Consider the following 23,401-nt stretch of genomic DNA (forward strand, 5'->3'; position numbering starts at 1 on the left):
CTGCTTCGAAAATCTTTCCACCGGCTTTTCGAGGCTGCCGCGATCTGGTAGACGGATTTACGTTTGCGTAAAGGTCAATCGGGAGGTTTTTGATCCATGCTTCCAGCAGTCCTCAAGGACAGGCTCCGCCTGCCCGTGGTCGCGTCGCCGCTGTTCATCATTTCCCATCCGGAACTGACACTGGCGCAATGCAAGGCAGGCGTCGTCGGCGCCTTTCCGGCGCTCAATGCGCGGCCGGAAAGCCAGCTCGACGAGTGGCTGGCCATGATCACCGAGGATCTTGCCGCCCATAACGCCGCCAACCCCGACAGGCCTGCCGCACCCTTTGCCGTCAACCAGATCGTCCATACCTCCAACAAGCGCCTGGAGCACGACCTGATGATGTGCGTGAAATACAAGGTGCCGATCGTCATCTCCTCGCTCGGCGCCGTGCCGGAGGTGAATGCCGCCGTGCACTCCTATGGCGGCATCGTGCTGCACGACATCATCAACAACCGCCACGCCAATTCGGCGATCCGCAAGGGCGCCGACGGGCTAATCGCGGTCGCTGCCGGCGCCGGCGGGCATGCCGGCACGCTGTCGCCTTTCGCGCTGGTGCAGGAAATCCGGGAATGGTTCGACGGGCCGCTGCTGCTCGCCGGCGCGATCGCCACCGGCGGCGGCATCCTTGCCGCCCAAGCCATGGGCGCCGACATGGCCTATATCGGCTCGCCCTTCATCGCCACGAAGGAGGCGCGCGCCGTCGATGGCTACAAGCAGATGATCGTCGATTCGAATGCTGCCGACGTCGTCTATTCCAACTATTTCACCGGCATCCACGGCAACTACCTCAAGGGATCGATCACCGCCACCGGCATGGACCCGGACGCCCTTCCGGTCGCCGATCCGTCCAAGATGGATTTCGAACAGGCGGTCAGCGGGCCGAAGGCCTGGAAGGAGATCTGGGGGGCAGGCCAGGGCGTCGGCGCGGTCAAGGCGGTGGTTCCGGTCGCGGAACTCGTCGACCGGCTGGAAAGCGAATACCGGGCGGCGCGCGAGCGCCTTACGGTCTGAATCAACGGCTGGATAATAACCGTCATTTCAGGAAAATCGTCGAGAAGCCCAAAACCCGGCTTGAAATCGCAGGTCATTGCCTGTATCAGCCGCATCACTCGCAGCCCCGGCAAAACCGGCCGCTGCCCGTGCCGCTTTAGCTCAGGTGGTAGAGCACATCATTCGTAATGATGGGGTCGCAGGTTCGAGTCCTGCAAGCGGCACCACTTATCTCCAACTCTTCCGTAGCGCCTGCGTCGCCCAAATCTCTGCGCGAAGCCCGGCGGGCGTCAACCTGCCACGAGGCTCGTTTCGTCGTTGAGGCAATCGCTTTGAAGCTGCATCTGGACGGCGTGCATGAACAGGCCGGCCTGGCGGGAGATTTCCTCGTCTGCCACACCCTGGGCTCTGAGAACTGCCGCGAAACTGGCCATTTCCGATCTCCAGAAACGGTTCGCCTGTTCGCCGTGAAGCCGCTGAAGCGCTTCGGCGCAACGTTTTACGTCAGCGGTGCGCCGATCGGCGGGGAATTGCAGCAGCGTCATGCCATCTCCATATTGTCGGGCGAATCGCCCAGGGATCGCAGCACATTGGCCGTCAGTCCTTCACAAAGGCTGAACGACTGGAGATATCTGGTGCAGGGAAGGTGGATGTCGAGGCCGTCGCTGCGAAGACGACAGCCGTTCGCAGTTTCCCGACTTGCAGAATTGCCGGAATTGACGCTCGGCGACCCTTGCCGTTAGGGCTTTGCCCGCCTAACTAGAGTTCACACTGCGAGTGCCGCAAGGCGTCGCACGTAAGCGTTAACGTCACTCAACGCGCTGATCGATCGGGCATCGCCGGTTTCGGTCTGCGCGGCTGTGTCCGGCAGGTCGATATCCCGTGAAAGGACACAGATGAACGACCTTACGACCCAGAACCAGACTTCCTCCGCTCCTAAGATCGAGCGCATTCGTCACGAACTCAAGCGTCGCGTGCTGACGGTCGAAACCGTCGAGCGCATCACGCCACAGATGCTGCGCATTACCCTCGGCGGCGAGGAGCTTTCGGATTTCGTCAGCGCTGCGCCGGACGACCACGTCAAGATTTTCCTGCCGACCGATGCCGGGGAACCGGAGCGCCGTGACTATACGCCCCGGCGGTATGATCAGAAAGCCAGGTCGCTGGTGCTCGATTTTGCCATCCACGATGCCGGTCCCGCCACGCGATGGGCCCTGGATGCCGTGCCGGGCAGCACGTTGTCGATCGGCGGCCCGCGAGGTTCGGCCGTCATCTCGGGCATGAAACGCTGGCTGCTTATCGGCGACGAGACCGGGCTTCCGGCGATGGGCCGCCGTATCGAAGAGGCAGGCGAAGACGCCGTGATCACCAGTATCGGGCTGGTCGTCGGGCCGGAAGAGGAACAGGCCTTCGAGACGAAGGCGTCGCTGGAGGCCCTTTGGGTGCACCGACCCCTTTCCCGCGCCACGGATGCCTCGGGACTGATCTCGGCACTCGATACGATCGCGCTTCATCCCGAAACCTTCGTCTGGGTCGCCGCCGAAGCCTCGGTTGCCCGTGCGGCTCGCGTCTATCTGGTCGAGAAGCGCGGATATCCGCTCGCCTGGATCAAGGCCGCCGGATATTGGGCCGAGGGCAAGGCGGATGCCCATGAGACGATCGGGGACTGAAAGACATGACGAAAAGCCCGCCATCCTGGCCGGATGGCGGGCTTTTTATTGGCCGAAATAGGATTAGCCGTTCTTTCGCGGGGTCATCGGATCGCTGATCCGAGCCGCCTGGAACGTGTCCGGCAGCTGCGTCAGCTCGATCGCCGAAACGATCCCGGCACGATTGAAGGGATCGCCTTGCGCAAAAGCCTGCGCCTCTTCGAGGCTCGCGGCCTCCAGGATGCCGAAATTGCCGAGCGATGAACCGCCCTCGTCGACAAGCGCCGAGCCGATCAGGACCGCGGCAAGGCCTTCACCGCCCGACTGGACCCAGGCCCGGTGCGACGGGCGGTGGGTATCGCGGGCGGCATCCTGGCCTTCATGGTGCAGGCAGCGCATCAGGAAAAACATCGATCAGGCCGCATTTTCCAGCACGACCATGCCGGCGCCGGTCATCGATGCCGGGGCGTGGTAGTGCTTGTGGATGAGGTTGACGTCGCTGTTCATCGCGGCACGCATGACGAGCCACATGATCAGCTCGGCGCCTTCGGAACCGAATTGTTCCACATAGTCTTCGCGGCTCATGGCGCGGTACGGTTCCGGATTGCTGGCGATGCCGTCCAGCCAGGCGCGATCGGCCGCCTGGTTGATGAAGCCGGCGCGGGCGCCCTGCAACTGATGCGACAGACCGCCAGTGCCGAGAATGACGACGCGTTCGTCGCCCGGCCAGCTTTCGATCGCTTCGCGCAGGACCTTGCCCATTTCCCAGCAGCGCTGCGGGGTGGGGATCGGATACTGGATGGTATTGACCCAGATCGGCAGGACCTTCACCGGCCAGGCTTCCGGCCGGCCGAAGAACAGTTCCATCGGCACCTGCAGGCCGTGATCCACCTCTATTTCGCGGCAGACCATCGGATCGAAATGGCGCTCGACCAGCTTGTCGACGAAATGCCAGGAGAAATCGACCGCCCCTTCGAATGCCGGAATGGCGCGCGGTCCCCATCCTTCGTCGACCGGATTGTAGGTTTCGGCGACGCCGACGGCGAAGGTCGGCACGCGATCGAGGAAGAAGGTATTGCCGTGATCGTTGAAGACGACGACGGCGATGTCGGGCTTGGCGTCCCGCATCCACTGCTTGCCGACTTCGTAACCGTCGAAGAACGGCTTCCAGTCCGGCATGTCGCGCAGTCCCTTGTCGAGTGCCGCACCAATCGAGGGAACGTGGCTCGTTCCAAGCCCACCGATGATCTTAGCCATTGCGCTTTTTCCCCAGTCTCAGATGCAGGAAGTCTTCGTGTTCCATGCTGGCCTGGGCTGCACCGATCCTGGTGATCGGGGTCGGATCGACCGCGGAAATCTTCAGGATGAAGAAGAGATTGCCGCCGAGGCGCACCATCTCGTGCCAGTCGCGGGCCATGACCGCCGACTTTTCGTGGGCGCTCAGGCCGAAACTGTCGAGATAGGCCTCTTCGTCAGCCTTGAAGGCTGCGCGGTTGGCGGGCTGGCCAAGCGCCATCGCCATCTTGTTGATCCGGTAACCGCGGATCGAGCCTGCCCGGTCGAAGAGCGGGGTATCCGGTATCGTAGCTGCTGCTTCACTCATTGGGATTCTCCAAATCTGCGCGCCAGCCATTCGGTGATGGCGGCGGTGGTTTCCACGGGTCGCTCCACGGGAGCGAAGTGCCCGGCATTTTCGATGATGACGAGCTCGGCATCCGGCGCTGCGTCGGCGATTTCCTGGTGCTGGGCGATCGGGCTCCAGCCATCCTGGCGAGCGGCGACGAGCAGGATGGGACAACGAAGACCGGCGATATAGGCGCTGGCATCCGGGCGACCGATAAGGGCGCGGATTTGGCGCTCATGAACCTGCGAGCCTGCCCTGAGGACCATGGCGTGGAGGCGTCCGATCAGGTCCTTGTCACCCACGCGGGCCGGATCGAGCATCGGCGGCAACCATTGCCGCGCCAAGTCGTCGATGCTGCGGTTGCCGAGATCGATCATCTGCTGACGCTTGATTTCCTCGCCTTCGCGCTTGGGATGATGCCCCGTATTGGCCAGCACGAGACCGCGAACCCGGTCCGGCGCCATGCGAGCCATTTCCAGGGCGACGCGGCCGCCCATCGAATGGCCGACAGCAACGATATCGTCATCCATCTCGTCGAGAAGCGTTCGAGCCATACCGGTGATCGATGTGCCTTCGGAGAGATCGGCGTGATGAACCGGCATGACGCCAGACGCCGCTTCCGCCAAGGGCGCCCAGACGATGGCGTCCGATACAAGCCCGGGTATGAGAACAAGGGTCGTCATGATCTTCCTATCGGACCAGCCTGTGTGAGGCAGATCGCCCAATCGCAAGCCGAAAATCCTCTGGCGCAATGTATACATCGATTTTATTTGGGATACAATAGACCGTATTATAAGCCAATTAGGATCACAATTTACATATTTGGGATACATATTTCCGAATCGCGCGTGCTCAAACGCCGAGGCCGCAAAACAAAAGGGCGATTGCCGTGGCAATCGCCCCTGTTATCCACGCACTCAATTGGAAGATCAGGCAGCCTCGCCGAGTTCCCGGCGCATGATCTTAGCGCCCTCGACCATCGCCTTCATCTTGCCGAAGGCGACCTCGCGGGGCAGGTATTTCATGCCGCAATCGGGCGCGACGATGATGTTCTTCGCCTCGACGTAAGGCAGCGCCCGGCGGATGCGGTCGGCGACTGCTTCCGGAGTCTCGATATTCATGTCCGACAGGTCAATGACGCCGAGCATCAGCGTCTTGCCGGAAAGACCGGTCAGCGTCGAGCAATCGAGGTTCGACTGCGCCGTTTCGAGCGACACCTGGTGGCAGGAGCAGCCCGAAAGCTGGGTCAGGAAGGAATAGCCTGACGGCCGCTCGTGGATAATGGCCGCATAACCGAAGCAGATATGCACGGCCGTCGTGCCCTGGACGCCGTCCAGCGCGCGATTAAGCGCCGCGAGTCCATACTGTTCCGCCTTCTGCGGCCGGGCCTGCATGTAAGGCTCGTCGATCTGCACCACGTCGGCGCCGGCGGCGAAAAGATCCCGGATCTCGGCGTTCACCGCGTCGGCATAGTCGTAGGCGGCTTCTTCTTCCGACTTGTAGAAATCGTTCTGGGCCTGCTGCGACATGGTGAAGGGGCCGGGAACGGTGATCTTGATCTTGCGGTCCGTGTGGCTGCGCAGGAATTTCACGTCCTCCGCCTCGACTGCGTGCTTGCGGCGGATCTTGCCGGTAATGCGCGGAACGGGGTTCGGGTGGCCGGAACGATCAAGCGCCGAGCCCGGATTGTCGAGATCGACGCCTTCAAGCGCGGTCGCGAAGCGGTTCGAATAACTTTCGCGGCGGATTTCGCCATCGGTGATGATGTCGAGCCCAGCCTCCTCCTGAGCCTTGATCGCCATGATCGTCGCGTCATTCTGAGCTTCGGCGAGGTATTCCTGGGGGATGCGCCAGAGTTCCCTGGCGCGGACGCGCGGCGGGAAACGGCCCGCGAGCTTGGCGCGGTCGATCAGCCATTCCGGCTGCGGATAACTGCCTACGAGTGTCGTTGGAAAAAGCACTGTCTCATCCTCCCATGTGTCAGTGTTGAAAGACGTTATACCTCGACAGACGGCTGTCGTGTCAATGACGACGGAGGCGTTAGTTCCTTGACGAACGAGAAGTCGCGACCGAATATCGCCCGCCGCCTGCGAAGGCGGCATTCAAGATTCCCAAGGAGAATTCATGCCGCTGGACCCCAAGATCATCGAGACGCTGAAGGGTGTCTCCACCGCCACGCTGACCACGGTGCTTTTGAAAAAGGGCCTGCGCAATGTCTGGATGCGCGGCACCAAGCCGCTGAGGCCGGGCCAGGGCCGCGTCGTGGGGCCTGCTTTCACACTGCGATTCGTGCCCGCCCGCGAGGATCTGGCGACGCCGGAAAGCTGGGCTTCGCCGATCTCCACCCGCGCGGCGATCGAGGCGATGCCCGAAGGCTGCGTCGCGGTGGCTGACGCGCTTGGCGTCACCGATGCCGGCATTTTCGGCGACATTCTCTGCTCCCGCATGGCGAAGCGCGGTGTGGCAGGGCTTGTCACCGACGGCGTGATGCGTGATGCCGAAGGCGTGCTCGGCAGCGGCATGAAGGTCTGGTGCGACGGCATAGCCGCTCCGCCCTCCGTCGCCGGCCTCACTTTCGTCGGCTGGCAGGAGCCGATCTCCTGCGGCGGCGTCGCCGTTTTCCCGGATGATATCGTCGTCGTGGATGATGATGGCGCGGTGCTGATCCCGGCCAAGCTGCTCGATGCGGTCGTCGCCGAGGCGCCGGAACAGGAACGCATGGAAGGCTGGATCATGACCGAGGTCGACCGCGGCGTGCCGCTGCCCGGCCTCTATCCGATGAACGCCGAAACAAAAGCCCGCTACCAGGCCTGGAAGGACGCCCAATAATGACCTTCGGGATCGAGACCAAAGGCGTCTACGCCATCGCCACCACGCCGTTCTTTGAAGACGGATCGATCGATTTTGCCTCGATCGACCGGCTGACGGATTTTTATGAAGAGAGCGGCTGCACCGGCATCACCATTCTCGGGATCATGGGCGAAGCGCCGAAGATGGAGCCGGAGGAAAGCCGGGCCATCATCAAACGTGTCGTCTCTCGCGCCAAAGTGCCGATCATCGTCGGCGTTTCGGCCCCGGGCTTTGCAGGGATGCGGTCGCTGGCGCGCGATGCGATGGACATGGGCGCGGCCGGCGTGATGATCGCGCCGACGCCTGCGCTGCGTACCGACGACCAAATCGTCAGCTATTTTGCCGGCGCGGTCGAAGCGGTCGGCGACGACGTGCCGTGGGTGCTGCAGGATTATCCGCTGACGCTCACCGTCGTCATGTCGCCGGGCGTGATCGCCAGGATCATCACCAACCACCCGTCCTGCCTGATGCTGAAGCATGAGGACTGGCCGGGGCTCGAAAAGGTGTCGAAGCTGCGCGCCATGCAGAAGGCCGGCGAACTGCGCGTCTTCTCGATCCTCTGCGGCAATGGCGGCATGTTCCTCGATTTCGAACCGGAACGCGGTGCCGACGGGGCGATGACCGGCTACGGTTTCCCCGACATGCTGACGGAACTGATCGGCCTATTTGCCGCCGGCAAACGCGACGAGGCGCATGACCTGTTCGATGCGCATCTGCCATTGATCCGCTACGAGCAGCAGGCCGGCATCGGTCTGGCAATCCGCAAACACGTGCTGAAACGGCGCGGCGTCATCACCTCGGATGCCCAGCGCAAACCGGCCCAGATGCTTTCCGCGACCGCCAAGGCGGAAGTTGACTATCTGCTCACTCGTCTCGCCAAACACGACAGGCGCGCGGCGTTTTGAGCTGCAAGCGCCTGACCTTATCGCAAGGTCAGGCGCGCCACCCTCTCCGCGATCGCCATGGAGGCGGTCAAGCCGGGGCTTTCGATGCCGTAAAGCGCGGCATAGGCCGGGTGGCCGGTGGTTTCAGGCCCCTGAATGATAAAGTCGCCGGCCCCTCCTCCGTTCGGGCCGAGTACTTTCGGCCGCATGCCCGAATAGGCAGGCTGCAGGGCGCCGTCCGGCAGATTTGGCCAGTAGCGGCGGATCGCTGCATAGAACTTGTCGGCGCGGCGGGGATCGACGTCGTAGTCGATCGTCTCGACCCATTCGACATCCGGGCCGAACCGCGCCTGGCCGGCGAGATCAAGCGTCAGGTGGACGCCGAGCCCGCCGGTCTCCGGCACCGGGTAGATCAGCCGTTCTGCGGGCGCGCGGGCGGTCAATGAGAAATAGCAGCCTTTTGCATAGTGGCGCTCGGGGATAGTTCCCCTGTCGAGGCCGATCATGCCTTCGGAGATCGCCCAGGCGCTTAAGCCGGCCGAGTTGACCACCAGGTTCGCCTCGATCTCCACGGGATCGCGGCCGCCGACCGAGAGCCGCACCGTGTCGGCCAGAAGTTCGCCTCCCAGGACGGGCGAGTTGAGCACGACGCTGCCGCCATGCGCCTCGATATCGGCGATATAGGCTCCCATCAGGCTGTGGCTGTCGATGATGCCGGTCGAAAGGGAGACGAGTGCTGCAAAGCCTACGATCTGCGGCTCGAGGCGGGCAAGTTCGGTGCCGTCGATCAGCCGGCAATCGTCGACGCCATTGGCTTGTGCCTGCTTCAACAGTTTTTCGAGATAGGCGACTTCGGCCTCGTTCGAGGCGACGACCAGCTTGCCGCATCGCTTGTGCGGAATGTGCCGGTCGCGGCAATAATCGTAGAGCTTCTCCTTGCCGGCGACGCAGAGTTCGGCCTTGAGGCTGCCGGTCGGGTAATAGAGCCCGGCGTGGATGACTTCGCTGTTGCGGGAGGAGGTGATGCCGCCGGTCATCGGCTCGGCTTCCAGAAGCACGACCTCGTGGCCGGCCATTGCCAGTTCGCGGGCCACCGCCAGCCCCACCACGCCGCCGCCGATGACGACGCAATCGAGCGTCAACACTTCACCCATGCCATTCTCCGCACTTTTGCCTTTCGGTCGGCGGGCGGGATGATATACGACAAATCCATTGCGGCCAGCGCTTCGGCCGCCGTGGGTTCGATTGGGAGGAGTTCAAATCATGCAGGAATTTTCGCAATGAAGGTCGTGTTTCTGGACCGCGACACGATCGGCCCTTCGGTGACGATCACCCGGCCCGCGTTCGCTCATGAATGGGTAGAGTACGGCAAGACGGCGCTGGAGGATGTGGCTTCCCGTATCGCGGATGCCGATATCGTCATCACCAACAAGGCGCCGGTGCGCGAGCAATCGATCGCCAATGCCCCGAAGCTGAAGATGATCGCGGTTGCTGCCACGGGTTATGACGTGATCGATCTGGCCTTCGCCAAGGAGCGCGGCATCACCGTCTCCAACGTGCGCGGTTATGCGGTCAACACCGTGCCGGAGCATACGTTCGGCCTGATCTTCGCGCTCCGCCGTTCCATCGTCGGTTTTCGTGAGGACGTGATCGCCGGCGAATGGCAGCGCGCCAACCAGTTCTGCTTCTTCAACCATCCGATTAAGGATCTGGCCGGATCGACGCTCGGTATTTTGGGCCGCGGCACGCTCGGCAAGTCGGTGGCGAAGATCGCGGAGGCGTTCGGCATGAAGGTCATCTTCGCGGCCCGGAAAGATGCCGAAAAGGTCGAGCCCGGCTACACCGCCTTCGACGAGGTGCTGGAAACGTCGGATATCATCACCTTCCACATGCCGCTGACGCCGGCGACCCGCGACCTCATCGGCCTGCCCGAGTTCCGAAAGATGAAGCGGCATCCGCTGATCATCAATACCGCCCGCGGCGGCCTGGTGAACGAGGCCGATCTGGTGACCGCGCTCGACGAGGGCCTGATCGGCGGCGCCGGTTTCGACGTGCTGACCAGGGAGCCGCCGGCGCCGGACAATCCGCTGCTGACGATCCTGGAACGGCCGAACTTCATCCTCACCCCGCATGTGGCCTGGGCGAGCGACGAGGCGATGCAGACGCTCTGGGCGCAGGTCATCACCCATGTCGAGAATTTCGAAAAGGGCTCGCCGTCCAACGTGCTCTGAGGCAACACGCTCGGAAGAGAGGTCATGACATCCGCCATTTCCCATCGTCGCTTGTCGGATTGCAGCCTGGAAGAGGCGGCTGAAGGTTTTACTGCCGGCTTTTCGGGCTATGTGGTGCCGATGAATGTGACGGTCCCGTCGCTGCAGTTGCGCATCGAAGGCGATCATGTCGATCTCGATGAGAGCTTCGTTTATTTCGACGGCGAAAACCCGGCGGGCATTCTGTTGGTCGGCCGGCGGGGCGATCTTTCGCGGGTCGGCGCGATCGGCATGGGGCCGACGATCCGCGGCCGCGGTTTCGGGCGCAGCGTGATGCTCAATGCCATCGAGGCGGCGAAGGCGCGCGGCGACCGAAAGCTCATCCTCGAAGTGATCAACACCAATGAGCGGGCGCGCGATCTCTATCTGTCGCTCGGCTTCGTGATTACCCGTAAACTTGTGGGCTTCGGCCGCAGCCGCAAGCTTGCCGCGCCGGATGTGGCGCCGGCCAAGGAAAGCGACCTGAAGACGGCCGCAGCGATGCTTGCAAAATTCGCCGATACCGGCCTCTCCTGGCAGACGGATCCCCGGAGTTTTGAGAGAGCTGGCCTGCCGCTGAAGGGTTTCGCGCTCGGTGACAAAGGCGGCCGTGCTTTTGGATGACTCGGGCAAGGATATCCGGCTCTTCGGCCTCGCGGTCGATCCCGCCCGCCGCCGGCAGGGGTTTGGCCGGTCGCTGACCGATGCTCTCGCCGCCCGTTATCCGGGCCGCCGGCTCTTCATCATCGAAAACGTGCCGGAGGGCCTGCTCGACCGCTTCATGCGGCGGATCGGCTGGCGGAAAAGTACCCTCACCCAGTCCGAGATGGCGATCGATCTCACCTAGTCGCCGAGTTCGATCCAGGCCGGCGCATGATCGCTTGCATGTTCGCGGCCGCGGACGTGGCGGTCGACGCCGGCTGCCTGCAACCGGTCCGCTATCGAGGGGCTGAGCAATAGGTGGTCGAGCCGCAGGCCGGCATCTCGGCCCCAGGCGTTCCTGAAATAATCCCAGAACGTATAGATGCGCTCGCCCGGGTGCAGCTTGCGGATCGCGTCGGTCCAGCCTTGTTCCTGCAGCCGGGAAAAAGCCTCTCGTACCTCCGGCCGGAACAGCGCGTCATCCCGCCAGCGTTCCGGTTTGTAGACATCGAGATCGGTCGGCATGACGTTATAGTCGCCGGCGAGGATAATGGGCGCGCCCGTCTCCAGCAGCGCCTGAGCATGCACCAGAAACCGCTCGTACCAGGCAAGCTTGTAGGCGAACTTCGGGCCTGGCGCGGGATTGCCGTTCGGAGCATAGAGGCACGCGACCAGCACGCCCTGCACTGCAGCTTCGATATAGCGGCTGTGAAGGTCCTCGGGATCGCCGGGCAGGCCGCGGCGCGTTTCGATGGGATCGGCGTCGCGGGCAAGGATGGCGACGCCGTTCCAGCTTTTCTGGCCGTGCCAGGCTGCGCCGTAACCCGCCTTCGCGATCGCCTTTGCCGGAAACTTCTCCTGCGGCGCCTTCAGCTCCTGCAGGCAGACCACGTCCGGCGCCGCCTCCTCGAGCCATTCGAGGAGCAGGCCGAGGCGACCGTTGACGCCGTTCACATTGAAGGTCGCGATCTTCATGGATGCATCAACGTCGAGGCCGGCATTTGGATGCGGTTAAGCTTGTGGACAAAAGCGTTTTACAAATTAGCAAAACGTTCAGGGATAGTCTGGAAGATGCCTTTTCAATCGACCGCGCCGCATCCGCGCGGCAAAAACCATTTGTGGAGAGGGCAGTCGATGGCGGAAGCAATCGAAAACAGCGTGCGCGAGTTCATCGCGGAAAATTTTCTTTTCCGGGCCGACGCGCAGGTTTCCAACAACCAGTCGCTGCTCGAAAGCGGCGTGATCGATTCCACCGGCGTGCTCGAACTGATCGCCTTCCTGGAACAGACCTACGGCATCACCGTCGCCGACGATGAAATCGTTCCGGAAAACCTCGACAGTATCGACAACATGACGAGCTACCTGTCGATCAAGCTGGCAGCGGCCTGAGGCTGCGCCGGTGCGCATAGAGGCCAGGCTCCGCGATAGCGCCAGACGTTTCGGGCCGAAGCTCGCGCTCATCGCGGGCGACGTCCGGCTGACCTACGCAGAACTCGATACGTTGTCCGATCGCCTCGCCGCAAGCCTTGCCGGCGGCGGCATCAAGCCCGGTGACCGGGTGCTAATGGTGCTGGACAACAGCCATGAGGCGGTGGTCAGCTTTTTTGGCCTCTGGAAGGCGGGTGCCGTGTCCTGCCCACTTTATCCGTCGATCAAGGCGGAAAAGCTCTCTGTCATTCTAAACAGCACAGAGGCTTCCGCGGTCATCACCCATGCCCGCCAGCGAGCAACCGTGAATTCGGCCATCGCCATGGCGAAGATGCAGCCGCTGACGATCGTCGCCCAGGCGGATACCGGCGACGATCTCGGTCATGGATTGCGGTTCGAAGATCTGGTTAGCGGTGAGTTTCCCGTTCCGCTCAGGGAGCTCGAAAACACCGAAGCGCTGGCGCTGCTGCTCCACACTTCGGGCTCCACCGGCCAACCGAAGGGCGTGATGCTGACCCACGCCAATGTCGGCGCCGCCTGCGAAGCGATCGTTGTCTATCTCGGCAATACGGCCGAGGACGTCGTGCTCAGCGTCCTGCCGCTGTCCTTCGGCTACGGCATCACGCAGGTGGTGACGATGGTAATGGCCGGGGGTACGCTGGCACTCGAAAAGAGCTTCGCCTTTCCGCGGAAGATCCTCGAACGGCTGACGGAGGTGAAGGCGACGGGTTTCCCGCTCGTGCCGCCGATGGCCGCCCTGATCACCGGCATGAAGGATCTGGAGCCGGGTTTCCTGCCACATCTGCGCACCATCACCAGCGCCGCCGCAGCCATGCCGCCGGCCTTTGCCGAACGGCTTCAGCAGCTTTTACCCGATACCCGGCTTTTCCTGATGTACGGCCAGACAGAATGCCTGCGTGCCACCTATCTGCCGCCGGAAGAGGTTTCCCGCCGGCCGCTTTCGGTCGGCCGCGCCATTCCCGGCACCAGCGCTTTCGTGATCGACGAGGACGGACGTCCCGCTCCTCCGGGCACGATCGGTGAACTTGTCGTCGAGGGGCCGCATGTGATGTCCGGTTACTGGGGCAACGACCTGACCTCGGTAAGGGCACTTTCGCCGGTTGCGGGCGGTAGGCGGCTGCACACCGGAGATCTCTTCCAGGCGGATGCGGACGGCTTTCTCTATTTCGTCAGCCGGCGCGACGACATCATCAAGACGCGCGGCGAAAAAGTCAGCCCGCAGGAAGTCGAGCGCGCGCTCTATGCGCTGCCCGGCATCAAGGAAGCGGCGGTTGGCGGCATCGACGATCCGATCTTCGGCCAGGTCGTCCGCGCCTATGTGGTGGTGGAGGACGGCGTGACGCTGACCGAGCGGGAAATCATCCGCCACTGCGCTCAGTTGCTTGAAGATTACATGGTGCCGAAAAGCGTCGCGTTCCGCGACGCGCTGCCGCGCACGACGACCGGCAAGATCCGGCTCGGCGCGGACGAAACAAACACAGTCACACGGGGGAATGTCGCATGATCCAGAGCCTGAAGCAGGCCCAAACGGCGGGAAAATTCTCGGCCGAGACGTTGAAGCTCGATGCGGAGGCCGAGATCGAGCGCATCTGCGGCTGGCTGCGCGAGACCGTCCTAAAGGATTTGCGCAAGCGCGGCGCGGTGCTCGGCCTGTCCGGCGGCATCGATTCCAGCGTCACCGCGGCCCTTTGTGCTCGCGCGCTCGGGCCGGGCAAGGTGACGGGCATCTTCATGCCGGAGCACGATTCCGATCCGGACAGCCTGAAGCTCGGCAAAGCGCTGGCAGAAGCGGTCGGAGTTGAGACCGTTCTCGAAGATATCGGTCCGGCGCTTGCCGCGGCCGGCTGCTATACGCGCCGCGACGGCTTCATCCGGCAGATCGTTCCGGAGTTCGGCGAGGGCTGGGGCTGCAAGGTGGTGCTGGAAAATGCGCTGACCGGCCGCGGCTACAATATTTCCTGGCTGGTGGTCGCCAATCCGGCTGGCGAGCAGAGCCGCCATCGCATGCCGCTCGAGGTCTATCTCGGCATGATCGCGGCCGCCAACATGAAACAGCGCACCCGCAAGCAGATCGAATATTACCACGCCGACCGGCTGAACTTTGCCGTCGCCGGCACACCGAACCGGCTCGAATACGATCAGGGCTTCTTCGTGAAGAACGGCGATGGCGCCGCGGATTTCAAGCCGATCGCGCATCTCTACAAGAGCCAGGTCTATCAGCTTGCCGAAGCCCTCGGCGTACCCGCCGATATTCGCCGGCGCCCGCCGACGACGGACACATGGTCGCTGCCGCAGGGCCAGGACGAGTATTATTTCTCGCTGCCTTATGACCGGATGGATCTATGCCTCTACGCTCTCGACAACGGCATTGTGCGGGAAGAGGTCGGCGAGGCTGCAGGGCTGACGCCGGACGAGGTGGACGCCGTCTGGCGCAACATCGCCTCGAAGCGCAAGGTGGCGGAATATCTGCATGCCGAGCCGGTGACGATGCTCAGTTAAGTGGCTTGGCTGAGAAGTCTCAGTCGAACCGGTCGCCGACCAGGCGCGTCCAGCTTTCTCCGGCAAGTCCGCTGATCAGCGCCTGGCCGGACCTGATCGGCTCCAGCAGGCTCTTGTCGCGCGCCTGCGCGACAAAGAACGAGCGGCCGTAGAAAATCGTCTTGCGGCTCATCAGCGTCGGGATCAGCCATGGATGCCCCCCGCCGCGTATGCCGGAGCATCCCATCTCGTAAGCGTGGGCAAACAGGTCGTCGACCATTTCCGCTGCCGCGTTCGGCGCCGACAAGGCCTGTAGCAGCCAGCCGATCTCGCCGGGACCGGCGAAATAGACGTAGGCCGCAACCGGTCGCCCGTCGGGAGCAAAGCCGACGCGCCATTCCGGATAGCCGAAATTCCGCTTGTTTTCCGCCTGATCCAGGAACCACGCCAACGAACGATCATCCCAGCGCGGACGAAGGGGATAGTTCAAGGCAAGCGCCGGAAGCGCCGTGCCGAACTGCTCGCGGGTGACGTCGCGGAACATGATCTTCGAGGCGCTGCGTTCGGCCGGCCGAAGAGGCGTCATACGGACCAGAGCCGAGCCACGGTCGGCGATCCGGCCGAAGGGGCGCAGGAGGGCCGCGGGACGCAACCGCCTGGCCAGGACCTCGACCGCTGCGGAAGCCGGACGCAGGATGCGCAGCCAATTCATGCTGTAGCCGGGATCGAGCGGATGGCCGGCCTTCTGCCACATGCCGAGCGCCGTGGAATTGGCGGTCTCTGTCAGCGAGATATCCTGCGGGCCGGCGAGGAAGGAGCGCAGCAGCCGTGCCCCGGCGAGTGGATTATCCTTCGGGTTCTGGACCATCATCGAACCGGCGAAGGCGGCACGAAGGGGCCGGCCGTCAAGTTCCAGCCGCGACGGAAAGACGCCGATGAAACCGGACACCTTTCCACCAGCGCCCGCAAAGATCTTCGAGCGGATATCGGGCTCCGCCCAGGGATGATCGAAAAAGGCTTCTTCCAAATAGGCGGTCAAGGAGGGCGACGGCGCATTCGATTTGCGGAACGTCTCCTGGAAAAGCTGCGCTACAGCCTCGATATCACCGCGCTCGAAATCTCGGACCGTGCCCGCTTCCGTCTTTCCCGTCATCGCCGTCCCCTTGTCGTGAGGACCTTGCATCAGGAGAATTAAATAAACGAAAAGAGGCCCCGCAACGCGGAGCCTCGGAATTCTATTGGCGGAACGCTTACATCCAGTATGGCGGAACGCCGTAATAGTCGTAGATCGTCCGGCCCTTGTCGTTGTACCAGGTCTCATCATCCAGATCGCGGTAACGCGGGGCGCCGGTGATCTGGTCCTTGGTCAGGTCGATGCGGTAGCCATCGAGCTGTTCGTCGTAACGAAGCTTTTCCCAGGGCAGCGGGTAATAGTCGTCGCCGATACCCAGAAAGCCGCCGAAGCTGAGGACCGCATAACCGACCCGACCGCCGCGCTTTTCGAGAAGCACGCGGGCGATAGAGCCGATATGCTTGCCGTCGGCGCCATAAACCTTCGTCCCTTCAACCTTGTCGCTGGCGATCAGCGATGGGCTGTCCTTGACATAGGGGTCCTGTCCGGCTCGTGGTTCTTGATGCAACATTTCGCACCTCCTTTTCGTGATTCCTCGTGCATTTCGCACCGCTTGGAAAACGCCCGATCCCTTGGGATGTTCCGTTGTCGGTTCAATTATGGATACGAACGTGGAGCCTCGTTGACGTTTACGTCAAAGGCGGATAGCTGTTTAAATCTGTGCGGATGGCTTGATGCTGTCGCGGCATGGCATAATCTGTTGTTCGCGGGAAGGTGGAGGACCTGAGCCGCACGCGCCGGGAAAGCGCGGGACAACAACAAGAACGATAGAGGAGGTCGGCATGAACGAAGTCACCGCACGTACCGGTGCCAATCCACCTAAGATCTGGCTCGCCTCCTATCCGCCGACAGTGCCGGCCGAGATCCCGCCGCTGCAGCATCAGTCACTCGGAAACCTCTTCGAGGACAGCTGCGCTCGGTATGCGGACCGCCCCGCCTTTTCGAGCATGGGCAAGTCACTGACCTATCGTCAGCTCGAAGCGGAAAGCCGCAAGATCGGCATCTGGCTGCAGGCCCAGGGCCTCGTCAAGGGCGACCGCGTGGCGGTAATGCTGCCCAATATTCTCCAGAACCCGGTGATCGTATACGGCATCCTTCGCGTCGGCATGGTGGTCGTCAACGTCAACCCGCTCTACACCCCACGCGAACTGGCCTACCAGCTGAAAGATTCCGGCGCCAAGACGATTTTCGTTCTCGAAAATTTTGCCCATACCGTGCAGCAGGCTTTGCCGCAGACGGAGATCAGCCAAGTGGTCGTCGCCACGATGGGCGACATGCTCGGCCTGAAGGGCCATATCGTCAATCTGGTCGTGCGCAAGGTGAAGAAGCTGGTGCCGGAATGGTCGCTGCCATCAAGCCGAAGCTTCAAGCAGGTGATTGCCGAAGGCGCCCGGCAAACGATGAAACCGGTCGAGGTCTCGCCTCGCGATATCGCCTTCCTGCAATATACCGGCGGCACGACCGGTGTTTCCAAGGGCGCCATCCTCACCCATGCCAACCTGCTCGCCAACAAGGAGCAGATGGGCCTGTGGCTGGAAACCGCCTTCCTCAACAAACCGCGCCCGGAGCAGATCCAGTTCGTCTGCGCCCTGCCGCTCTATCATATCTTCGCGCTGACGGTGAATTCGCTGATGGGGGTTGCGACCGGCAGCCACAATATCCTGATCGCCAACCCGCGCGATATTCCAGCCTTCGTCAAGGAACTGCAGAAGTACAAGATCCACGTCTTCCCCGGGCTCAACACGCTGTTCAATGCGCTGATGAACAATCCGGACTTCCAGAAGCTGGATTTCTCGTCGATGATCCTTGCCTTCGGCGGCGGCATGTCGGTGCAGCGGCCGGTCGCCGAACGCTGGATGAAGATGACCCATTGCCAGATCACCGAGGGTTACGGCCTGTCGGAAACCTCGCCGGTCGCCACCGCCAACCGGCTCGACGCCACCGAATTCAGCGGCATGATCGGACTTCCCATCTCGTCCACGGAAATCTCGATCCGTAACGACGACGGGTCCGAAGTGGAACTCGGCGATGTCGGCGAGATCTGCATCCGCGGTCCGCAGGTGATGGCCGGTTACTGGAACCGCCCGGACGAAACCGCCAAGGTCACGACGGCGGACGGTTATTTCCGGACCGGCGACATGGGCTACATGGACCGCCAAGGCTACACGAAGATCGTCGACCGAAAGAAGGACATGATCCTCGTCTCCGGCTTCAACGTCTATCCGAACGAGGTCGAGGAGGTCGTCGCGACCCATCCCGGCGTGCTGGAATGTGCGGCGATCGGCGTGCCGGACGAACATTCCGGCGAGGCGGTGAAGCTTTTCGTGGTCAAGAAGGATCCGAACCTGACGGAGGCGGACGTTAAGGCCCATTGTGTGGCCAGCCTGACCGGCTACAAGCGCCCGCGCTTCATCGAATTCCGCACCGAACTGCCGAAATCCAACGTCGGCAAGATCCTGCGGCGCGAGCTGCGCGGCTAACCTGCCGTTGCAACGCTGCGACAGATGACGACCAAGCGTGTGTCGTAAAGCCGGAATCCTGCCGTTAGCGGTGGACGATGCGGCAGTCCTTGATTAGCCCTTTCCGCGGGGGCTGGTCAAAGCATGTTGGAGTTCGCTTGGAAAGCCGCGCCGGGATTTCGTTTCGTGTGATTGCCGTTCTTACGGTGCTGAGCGTCCTTGCAGGCTGTGCGGGGCGCCCCGAAGGCGTGCTCATTCCGACCCGGACGCAGGCCGCCGGGACCTCGAAGGTCGATGTGCTGGTGGCAACCACGCGACGCCCGACCGAGACGCCCGGCGTGCTGTTTTCCGGCGAGCGCGGCAAGGAACCCGTGGTGACCGAGATTGCGGTCTCCATCCCGCCGGACAAGGCCCGGGAGATCGGTCAGGTGCAGTGGCCGTCGAAGCTGCCCGCCAATCCGGCCAAGGAGTTCGCGACGGTTTCCGTGACGCCGCTTGCCACCCCGGCGGCTGAATCCTGGCTCAAGGGCCACCTGGGCAAGAGCCGGCGGGTGTTCGTCTTCGTGCACGGCTTCAACAACCGCTATGAGGACGCCGTCTACCGTTTTGCCCAGATCGTCCATGACTCCAACGCCGACGTGGCTCCGGTCCTGTTCACCTGGCCGTCGCGCGGCAGCATCTTCGCCTATAACTACGACAAGGAAAGCACCAACTATTCCCGCGATGCGCTGGAGGAGATGCTGCGCCGGCTGGCGAAAGAACCGAACGTCGGGGAAATTACCGTCATGGCCCATTCTATGGGATCGTGGCTGACCGTCGAGGCACTCCGCCAGATGGCAATTCGGGACGGCCGCGTGGCGCCGAAGATCCAGAACGTCATCCTCGCCTCCCCCGACCTCGATGTCGACGTGTTCGGCCAGCAGCTTGCCGAGATCGGCGAGAAGCGGCCGCATTTCACTCTGTTCGTTTCCCGCGACGACCGGGCGCTCAGCCTGTCGCGACGGATTTCCGGCAATATCGACCGGCTCGGCCAGGTGGATCCGACCGTCGAGCCCTATCGCAGCGAGTTCGAGAAAGCCGGCATCGTGGTTCTCGACCTCACCGCGCTCAAGACCGGCGACCGGCTGAACCACGGCAAATTCGCCGAAAGTCCCGAAGTGGTAAAGCTGATCGGCAACCGGCTGATCGCCGGACAAACGGTGACCGACTCGGACGTCGGGCTCGGCGAGACGCTCGGCGCCGTTGCCCTCGGCACGGCTCAGACCGTGGGCAGCGCCGCCAGCGTGGCCGTCAGCACGCCGATCGCGATCTTCGATCCGGCCACCCGCCGAAACTACAAGGACCAGGTCGACCGCTTCGGCAACTCGATCGGCAATGCCGTGGGAACGGCGGTCGGACAATAAACGCATCGTCGGCGCGGCCGTGCTTGATTTGACATCAAAACGGAATAGGTTCCCGATCATCCCATTCAGAGTGCCGAGGAATCACCCATGCAGGCCATCGTCCAAGACCTGAAGTCCACCGTCGCGAAAACCGATGCCACGGACATCCGCGCCGCCTTCGCGGCCGATTCCGGCCGTTTCGCCAAGTTCAGCGCCGTTTTCGACGATCTCCTGATGGACTATTCCAAGACGGCCGTGAACGACGAGATCATGGCGCTGCTCGAAAAGCTGGCGGATGCCGGCGGCGTTGCGGCCAAGCGCGAGGAGATGTTCTCGGGCGTTGCGATCAACTTCACCGAAGGCCGCGCCGTGCTGCATACGGCACTGCGCAACCGCTCCAATACGCCTGTTCTGGTCGACGGCAAGGACGTGATGCCGGATGTCAACGGCGTGCTCGCCGCGATGGGCAAGTTCGCCGACGGCATCCGCTCGGGCGCGCTGAAGGGCGCGACCGGCAAAAAGATCACCGATATCGTCAATATCGGCATCGGCGGTTCCGATCTCGGCCCGGTCATGGTCACCCTGGCGCTCGCACCTTTCCATGACGGCCCGCGGGCGCATTTCGTCTCCAACGTCGATGGCGCCCATATCGCCGACACGCTGAAGCTGCTCGACGCGGAAACGACGCTGTTCATCGTCGCTTCCAAGACCTTCACGACCATCGAGACAATGACCAATGCAGCCTCGGCGCGCGCCTTCATCGCCGACAAGCTCGGGGAAGCAGCCGTCGGGCATCACTTCTGCGCCGTCTCCACCGCGCTCGACAAGGTCGCCGCCTTCGGCATCGACAGCGATCGCATCTTCGGGTTCTGGGACTGGGTTGGCGGACGGTATTCGATCTGGTCGGCGATCGGCCTACCTTTGATGATCGCTGTCGGCCCAGAGAATTTTGGCAAGTTCCTGGACGGTGCGCATGCGATGGACACCCATTTCCGCACCGCGCCGGTGCGCCAGAACCTGCCGATGCTGCTCGGCCTGATCGGCTTCTACCACCGCAACGTTCTCGGATACCCGTCGCGCGCCATCCTGCCCTACGACCAGCGGCTGCTGCGCTTCCCAGCCTATCTGCAGCAGCTCGACATGGAATCGAACGGCAAGGGCGTGACGATCGACGGCACGCCGGTCGAAGGCAATTCCGGCCCGGTCGTCTGGGGCGAACCCGGCACCAACGGCCAGCACGCCTTCTATCAGCTCATCCATCAGGGTACGACCGTCATCCCGGCCGAGTTCACGATCGCCGCCAACAGTTTCGAGCCGCATCTGCGCCACCAGCACGAGTTGCTGATCGCCAATTGCTTGGCGCAGTCGGAAGCGCTGATGAAGGGCCGCACCGTGGCGGAGGCCAAGGCGCAGCTCACCTCAAAGGGAATGGACGACAAACAAGCCGACTTCATCGCGCCGCACCGCGTCTTCACCGGCAACCGCCCCTCGATCACCTTCGTCCACGACAAGCTGACGCCATTCGCCCTCGGTCGGCTGATAGCGCTCTACGAACATCGGGTGTTCGTCGAAGGGGTGCTGTTCCGCATCAACTCGTTCGACCAGTGGGGCGTCGAACTCGGCAAGGAACTGGCGACCGGCCTGCTGCCCGTCGTGGAAGGCAAGGAAAGTGCTGCCGGCCACGACGCCTCGACGCAGGGGCTGGTGAAGGCGCTGCTAGCAGCCCGGAAATGACGTTTCGGCCCTCACGTCAGGGGGCCGAACGTTTTTCCTTTGAAGACCGAGGGCAGAACCTCAGAGACCTATTTCATGGGCAAAGGGCGGGTTGGCGCCGGCACGCGATACGGTGACGGCAGCGGCCTTTGCGCCTAGCGCGAGAGCATGGGCGACCTGAGACTCGGCAAGATTGGCGACCTGCGGCTTCGTCAGCAGGTCCTGCATTTTCAACGAGGCCAGAATGCCCGCATCGAACGTATCGCCGGCGCCGACGGTGTCGACCACCGTGACGCGCTCGCTCGGCACGGATACCTTCAAGCTCTTGGTATAGCCGGTCGCGCCATCCGCGCCGCGGGTGAGGACCACCAGCTTGGCGCCCTGCTCCAGCCAATGCGCCGCCAGCGTGTCATGGTCGCCCTGCATGCCGAACCAATCAAGATCCTCGTCGGAGAACTTGATGATATCGGACATGGCGGCCATCCGGCGGACGCGGTCCATGTGCTTCGGCTTGTCCTTGATGAAGCCCGGGCGGATGTTCGGATCGAAGGAGATCACCCGCTCGCGGTATTCGCGCGCCATCAGCGCCTCGTAGGTCGCGCCGCAAGGTTCGGGGATCAGGCTGATCGCGCCGAAATGCATGGCCTCGCAGTCATCGCCGAGCGCCGGCAGGTCGGCCTCGGTGATCATCCGGCCGGCGGTGCCTTCGTCGTAGAAAGCATAGGTCGCCTGGCCGTTGACGAGTTTCACGAAGGCAATCGTGGTCGGGCGGGAAGAAACAGCCGCAAGGCTGTAATCCACGCCGCTCTTTGCCAGCGTGTCCCGCAGGACGTCACCCATCAGGTCATCGGAAATGCCGGTGAAAAACGCGGTCGGCTGGCCAAGCCGCCCGAGCGCAATCGCGGTGTTGAAGATCGCACCGCCGGCGTAAGGCGCAAAGCCTTTTTCACCGAGCGTGGTGTCACGCGGAAGCATATCGATCAGGGCTTCGCCGCAGCACAAAATCATCAAAATCCTCCCGCGCGCTTTCTCAGCAGTTTTTCAATCGATTAAGCGAGCTTTTGCCAAAAGACCAGAGCAAAAATTCAGAGCGCGATCTCGCTGACGCCGCCATTGCGTCCCGACCAGGCCAGCGGCGCGTCGAGAAAGGCCTCGACTTCCGAGAGCGTGTTGTCATCGAAAAGCTTGTCTTCTCTGGCTGCCGCCAAAACATTGCGCCAGGTGGCGATGTGATGAAGCTTCACCTGGCCGTTCGAGAAACGCTCGTAGGCTTCCGGGAAGATATCATAGAAGAAGAGCGCGATGCCGTGATCGACGGTAGCGCCGGCTGCGCGTATCGCATCGATGAACTTGAACATGCTGCCGCCGGCAGTCGTCAGGTCCTCGATGACCAGCACGCGCGCGCCCTCCGGCAGATGGCCCTCGATCTGCGCATTGCGCCCGTGGCCCTTCGGCGCCTTGCGAACATAGATCATCGGCAGGCCCAAGCGTTCGGCGAGGAAAGCCGCAAAGGGAATGCCTGCCGTCTCGCCGCCGGCAATGCAGTCGAATTTCTCGAAACCGGCGTCGCGCATGACGGTCGCAGCCGCGAAATCCATGATCGCCGAGCGGATACGCGGATAGGAAATCAGCTTGCGGCAGTCGATATAGACCGGGCTCATCAGTCCGGAAGCAAATTTGTAGGGCTTGTCGGCGCTGAAGTGGACCGCTCCGATCTCCCAGAGCATCTTCGCCATCAGTTCGGCCATTACGCCGCGGTCCGGAAATGTGGTTTGAATCATGCGCCCGCTCCTTTTGTCAAAACCACGCGCCGCAATAGCAGCATGCGGCAGAGTATGCCAGACGATGCGAAAAATAA

General features: G+C 62.6%; 25 protein-coding genes and 1 tRNA gene. 14 read left to right on the top strand and 12 right to left on the bottom strand.

What is annotated here, in order from left to right:
• Positions 1-96: 96 nt before the first annotated feature.
• Both C5L10_RS26450 and C5L10_RS26455 read left to right on the top strand, forming a co-directional pair.
• On the top strand, positions 97-1,053 hold the full coding sequence (locus tag C5L10_RS26450) for a nitronate monooxygenase family protein (protein WP_105432099.1): 957 nt from the start codon (positions 97-99) through the stop codon (positions 1,051-1,053).
• A 130-nt stretch (positions 1,054-1,183) separates the two neighbouring features.
• A tRNA-Thr gene (locus tag C5L10_RS26455) sits at positions 1,184-1,259 on the top strand.
• Between the two features lie 63 nt (positions 1,260-1,322).
• Here the strand turns inward: C5L10_RS26455 and C5L10_RS26460 are convergent.
• Entirely contained in the window at positions 1,323-1,577 is a 255-nt protein-coding gene (locus C5L10_RS26460) for a DUF6074 family protein (RefSeq protein ID WP_105432100.1), read from the bottom strand.
• A gap of 351 nt (positions 1,578-1,928) precedes the next feature.
• Here C5L10_RS26460 and C5L10_RS26465 point away from each other — a divergent pair, with 351 nt between their 5' ends.
• Complete coding sequence (locus tag C5L10_RS26465; RefSeq protein WP_105432101.1) at positions 1,929-2,702, top strand: siderophore-interacting protein; 774 nt, start codon at positions 1,929-1,931, stop codon at positions 2,700-2,702.
• A 63-nt stretch (positions 2,703-2,765) separates the two neighbouring features.
• Here C5L10_RS26465 and C5L10_RS26470 read toward each other — a convergent pair whose 3' ends face one another.
• The 5 genes from C5L10_RS26470 to C5L10_RS26490 all read right to left on the bottom strand — a co-directional run bounded on the left by C5L10_RS26470 (position 2,766) and on the right by C5L10_RS26490 (position 6,266).
• A complete protein-coding gene (locus C5L10_RS26470; protein WP_105432102.1) occupies positions 2,766-3,092 on the bottom strand; it encodes a YciI family protein in 327 nt (108 codons plus the stop codon).
• Positions 3,093-3,095: 3 nt separating this feature from the next.
• Positions 3,096-3,938, bottom strand: a complete 843-nt coding sequence (locus C5L10_RS26475; protein WP_105432103.1) for a class III extradiol dioxygenase family protein — start codon at positions 3,936-3,938, stop codon at positions 3,096-3,098.
• Positions 3,931-4,284, bottom strand: coding sequence for an extradiol ring-cleavage dioxygenase (locus C5L10_RS26480; RefSeq protein ID WP_046628082.1), 354 nt, complete (start codon positions 4,282-4,284; stop codon positions 3,931-3,933). The genes C5L10_RS26475 and C5L10_RS26480 overlap by 8 nt, the downstream gene beginning before the upstream one ends.
• The gene (locus C5L10_RS26485) at positions 4,281-4,988 is read right to left on the bottom strand and encodes an alpha/beta fold hydrolase (protein ID WP_105432104.1); all 708 of its coding nucleotides are present in this window, start codon (positions 4,986-4,988) and stop codon (positions 4,281-4,283) included. Before C5L10_RS26485 ends, C5L10_RS26480 begins: the two co-directional genes overlap by 4 nt.
• Before the next feature lie 246 nt (positions 4,989-5,234).
• Positions 5,235-6,266 (bottom strand): uroporphyrinogen decarboxylase family protein, encoded by a 1,032-nt coding sequence (locus C5L10_RS26490; RefSeq protein ID WP_105432105.1) that lies wholly within the window; start codon positions 6,264-6,266, stop codon positions 5,235-5,237.
• Between the two features lie 163 nt (positions 6,267-6,429).
• Here C5L10_RS26490 and C5L10_RS26495 point away from each other — a divergent pair, with 163 nt between their 5' ends.
• Both C5L10_RS26495 and C5L10_RS26500 read left to right on the top strand, forming a co-directional pair.
• On the top strand, positions 6,430-7,134 hold the full coding sequence (locus tag C5L10_RS26495) for a ribonuclease activity regulator RraA (protein WP_105404144.1): 705 nt from the start codon (positions 6,430-6,432) through the stop codon (positions 7,132-7,134).
• Positions 7,134-8,060 carry a dihydrodipicolinate synthase family protein gene (locus C5L10_RS26500; RefSeq protein WP_105432106.1) on the top strand — a complete coding sequence of 309 codons (927 nt, stop codon included), beginning with the start codon at positions 7,134-7,136 and terminating at the stop codon, positions 8,058-8,060. The genes C5L10_RS26495 and C5L10_RS26500 overlap by 1 nt, the downstream gene beginning before the upstream one ends.
• Before the next feature lie 17 nt (positions 8,061-8,077).
• On the opposite strand, the gene C5L10_RS26505 is transcribed toward C5L10_RS26500, so the two are convergent.
• On the bottom strand, positions 8,078-9,193 hold the full coding sequence (locus tag C5L10_RS26505; protein WP_205837095.1) for an NAD(P)/FAD-dependent oxidoreductase: 1,116 nt from the start codon (positions 9,191-9,193) through the stop codon (positions 8,078-8,080).
• A gap of 126 nt (positions 9,194-9,319) precedes the next feature.
• Between C5L10_RS26505 and C5L10_RS26510 the strand changes: the two genes are divergently transcribed.
• Genes C5L10_RS26510 through C5L10_RS26520 form a run of 3 tightly spaced genes read left to right on the top strand, consistent with a single transcriptional unit; the run spans position 9,320 to position 11,135 of the window.
• On the top strand, positions 9,320-10,270 hold the full coding sequence (locus tag C5L10_RS26510; protein WP_105417435.1) for a D-2-hydroxyacid dehydrogenase: 951 nt from the start codon (positions 9,320-9,322) through the stop codon (positions 10,268-10,270).
• A gap of 24 nt (positions 10,271-10,294) precedes the next feature.
• Complete coding sequence (locus tag C5L10_RS26515) at positions 10,295-10,912, top strand: GNAT family N-acetyltransferase (protein WP_105432107.1); 618 nt, start codon at positions 10,295-10,297, stop codon at positions 10,910-10,912.
• Positions 10,899-11,135 (top strand): GNAT family N-acetyltransferase, encoded by a 237-nt coding sequence (locus C5L10_RS26520; protein WP_172717202.1) that lies wholly within the window; start codon positions 10,899-10,901, stop codon positions 11,133-11,135. The genes C5L10_RS26515 and C5L10_RS26520 overlap by 14 nt, the downstream gene beginning before the upstream one ends.
• On the opposite strand, the gene xth is transcribed toward C5L10_RS26520, so the two are convergent.
• Positions 11,132-11,905: an exodeoxyribonuclease III gene (gene xth, locus C5L10_RS26525; protein WP_105432109.1), complete on the bottom strand. Its 774-nt coding sequence runs from the start codon at positions 11,903-11,905 to the stop codon at positions 11,132-11,134. The two genes, C5L10_RS26520 and xth, sit on opposite strands and share 4 nt — an antisense overlap.
• A gap of 159 nt (positions 11,906-12,064) precedes the next feature.
• Here xth and C5L10_RS26530 point away from each other — a divergent pair, with 159 nt between their 5' ends.
• From C5L10_RS26530 to nadE, 3 genes are read left to right on the top strand one after another with little or no spacing between them, the layout of a single operon-like run.
• Positions 12,065-12,319, top strand: coding sequence for an acyl carrier protein (locus C5L10_RS26530; protein WP_046610902.1), 255 nt, complete (start codon positions 12,065-12,067; stop codon positions 12,317-12,319).
• 10 nt (positions 12,320-12,329) lie between these two features.
• Entirely contained in the window at positions 12,330-13,883 is a 1,554-nt protein-coding gene (locus C5L10_RS26535) for a class I adenylate-forming enzyme family protein (protein ID WP_105432110.1), read from the top strand.
• Positions 13,880-14,878, top strand: coding sequence for an NAD(+) synthase (gene nadE, locus C5L10_RS26540; protein ID WP_105432111.1), 999 nt, complete (start codon positions 13,880-13,882; stop codon positions 14,876-14,878). The genes C5L10_RS26535 and nadE overlap by 4 nt, the downstream gene beginning before the upstream one ends.
• Positions 14,879-14,897: 19 nt before the next feature.
• Here the strand turns inward: nadE and C5L10_RS26545 are convergent, their stop codons facing one another.
• Together C5L10_RS26545 and C5L10_RS26550 are read right to left on the bottom strand one after the other, a co-directional pair.
• Positions 14,898-16,010, bottom strand: coding sequence for a hypothetical protein (locus C5L10_RS26545; RefSeq protein WP_105432112.1), 1,113 nt, complete (start codon positions 16,008-16,010; stop codon positions 14,898-14,900).
• A 97-nt stretch (positions 16,011-16,107) separates the two neighbouring features.
• Positions 16,108-16,500 (bottom strand): PRC-barrel domain-containing protein, encoded by a 393-nt coding sequence (locus C5L10_RS26550; protein ID WP_105432113.1) that lies wholly within the window; start codon positions 16,498-16,500, stop codon positions 16,108-16,110.
• 271 nt (positions 16,501-16,771) lie between these two features.
• On the opposite strand from C5L10_RS26550, the gene C5L10_RS26555 reads away from it, so the two are divergent.
• The 3 genes from C5L10_RS26555 (at position 16,772) to pgi (ending at position 21,564) form a co-directional block, all read left to right on the top strand.
• Positions 16,772-18,469 carry a long-chain fatty acid--CoA ligase gene (locus C5L10_RS26555; protein ID WP_105432114.1) on the top strand — a complete coding sequence of 566 codons (1,698 nt, stop codon included), beginning with the start codon at positions 16,772-16,774 and terminating at the stop codon, positions 18,467-18,469.
• Between the two features lie 137 nt (positions 18,470-18,606).
• Positions 18,607-19,851, top strand: coding sequence for an alpha/beta hydrolase (locus tag C5L10_RS26560; protein ID WP_105432115.1), 1,245 nt, complete (start codon positions 18,607-18,609; stop codon positions 19,849-19,851).
• Positions 19,852-19,938: 87 nt separating this feature from the next.
• Positions 19,939-21,564 (top strand): glucose-6-phosphate isomerase, encoded by a 1,626-nt coding sequence (gene pgi / locus C5L10_RS26565; RefSeq protein WP_105432116.1) that lies wholly within the window; start codon positions 19,939-19,941, stop codon positions 21,562-21,564.
• A gap of 60 nt (positions 21,565-21,624) precedes the next feature.
• Here the strand turns inward: pgi and C5L10_RS26570 are convergent, their stop codons facing one another.
• Entirely contained in the window at positions 21,625-22,551 is a 927-nt protein-coding gene (locus C5L10_RS26570) for a carbohydrate kinase (protein WP_105432117.1), read from the bottom strand.
• Positions 22,552-22,628: 77 nt separating this feature from the next.
• Complete coding sequence (locus C5L10_RS26575; protein ID WP_105432118.1) at positions 22,629-23,324, bottom strand: orotate phosphoribosyltransferase; 696 nt, start codon at positions 23,322-23,324, stop codon at positions 22,629-22,631.
• Between the last annotated feature and the right edge of the window lie 77 nt (positions 23,325-23,401).

It is taken from the genome of Neorhizobium sp. T6_25, from assembly GCF_002968555.1.
Classification (GTDB): domain Bacteria; phylum Pseudomonadota; class Alphaproteobacteria; order Rhizobiales; family Rhizobiaceae; genus Neorhizobium.

Excerpts from the sequence above, each read along its gene's own strand:
- C5L10_RS26450 (WP_105432099.1), top strand. The coding sequence starts at position 97 with ATGCTTCCAGCAGTCCTCAAGGACAGGCTCCGCCTGCCCGTGGTCGCG.
- C5L10_RS26460 (WP_105432100.1), bottom strand. The coding sequence starts at position 1,577 with ATGACGCTGCTGCAATTCCCCGCCGATCGGCGCACCGCTGACGTAAAA.
- C5L10_RS26465 (WP_105432101.1), top strand. The coding sequence starts at position 1,929 with ATGAACGACCTTACGACCCAGAACCAGACTTCCTCCGCTCCTAAGATC.
- C5L10_RS26470 (WP_105432102.1), bottom strand. The coding sequence starts at position 3,092 with ATGTTTTTCCTGATGCGCTGCCTGCACCATGAAGGCCAGGATGCCGCC.
- C5L10_RS26475 (WP_105432103.1), bottom strand. The coding sequence starts at position 3,938 with ATGGCTAAGATCATCGGTGGGCTTGGAACGAGCCACGTTCCCTCGATT.
- C5L10_RS26480 (WP_046628082.1), bottom strand. The coding sequence starts at position 4,284 with ATGAGTGAAGCAGCAGCTACGATACCGGATACCCCGCTCTTCGACCGG.
- C5L10_RS26485 (WP_105432104.1), bottom strand. The coding sequence starts at position 4,988 with ATGACGACCCTTGTTCTCATACCCGGGCTTGTATCGGACGCCATCGTC.
- C5L10_RS26495 (WP_105404144.1), top strand. The coding sequence starts at position 6,430 with ATGCCGCTGGACCCCAAGATCATCGAGACGCTGAAGGGTGTCTCCACC.
- C5L10_RS26500 (WP_105432106.1), top strand. The coding sequence starts at position 7,134 with ATGACCTTCGGGATCGAGACCAAAGGCGTCTACGCCATCGCCACCACG.
- C5L10_RS26505 (WP_205837095.1), bottom strand. The coding sequence starts at position 9,193 with ATGGGTGAAGTGTTGACGCTCGATTGCGTCGTCATCGGCGGCGGCGTG.
- C5L10_RS26510 (WP_105417435.1), top strand. The coding sequence starts at position 9,320 with ATGAAGGTCGTGTTTCTGGACCGCGACACGATCGGCCCTTCGGTGACG.
- C5L10_RS26515 (WP_105432107.1), top strand. The coding sequence starts at position 10,295 with ATGACATCCGCCATTTCCCATCGTCGCTTGTCGGATTGCAGCCTGGAA.
- xth (WP_105432109.1), bottom strand. The coding sequence starts at position 11,905 with ATGAAGATCGCGACCTTCAATGTGAACGGCGTCAACGGTCGCCTCGGC.
- C5L10_RS26530 (WP_046610902.1), top strand. The coding sequence starts at position 12,065 with ATGGCGGAAGCAATCGAAAACAGCGTGCGCGAGTTCATCGCGGAAAAT.
- nadE (WP_105432111.1), top strand. The coding sequence starts at position 13,880 with ATGATCCAGAGCCTGAAGCAGGCCCAAACGGCGGGAAAATTCTCGGCC.
- C5L10_RS26545 (WP_105432112.1), bottom strand. The coding sequence starts at position 16,010 with ATGACGGGAAAGACGGAAGCGGGCACGGTCCGAGATTTCGAGCGCGGT.
- C5L10_RS26550 (WP_105432113.1), bottom strand. The coding sequence starts at position 16,500 with ATGTTGCATCAAGAACCACGAGCCGGACAGGACCCCTATGTCAAGGAC.
- C5L10_RS26555 (WP_105432114.1), top strand. The coding sequence starts at position 16,772 with ATGAACGAAGTCACCGCACGTACCGGTGCCAATCCACCTAAGATCTGG.
- pgi (WP_105432116.1), top strand. The coding sequence starts at position 19,939 with ATGCAGGCCATCGTCCAAGACCTGAAGTCCACCGTCGCGAAAACCGAT.
- C5L10_RS26570 (WP_105432117.1), bottom strand. The coding sequence starts at position 22,551 with ATGATTTTGTGCTGCGGCGAAGCCCTGATCGATATGCTTCCGCGTGAC.
- C5L10_RS26575 (WP_105432118.1), bottom strand. The coding sequence starts at position 23,324 with ATGATTCAAACCACATTTCCGGACCGCGGCGTAATGGCCGAACTGATG.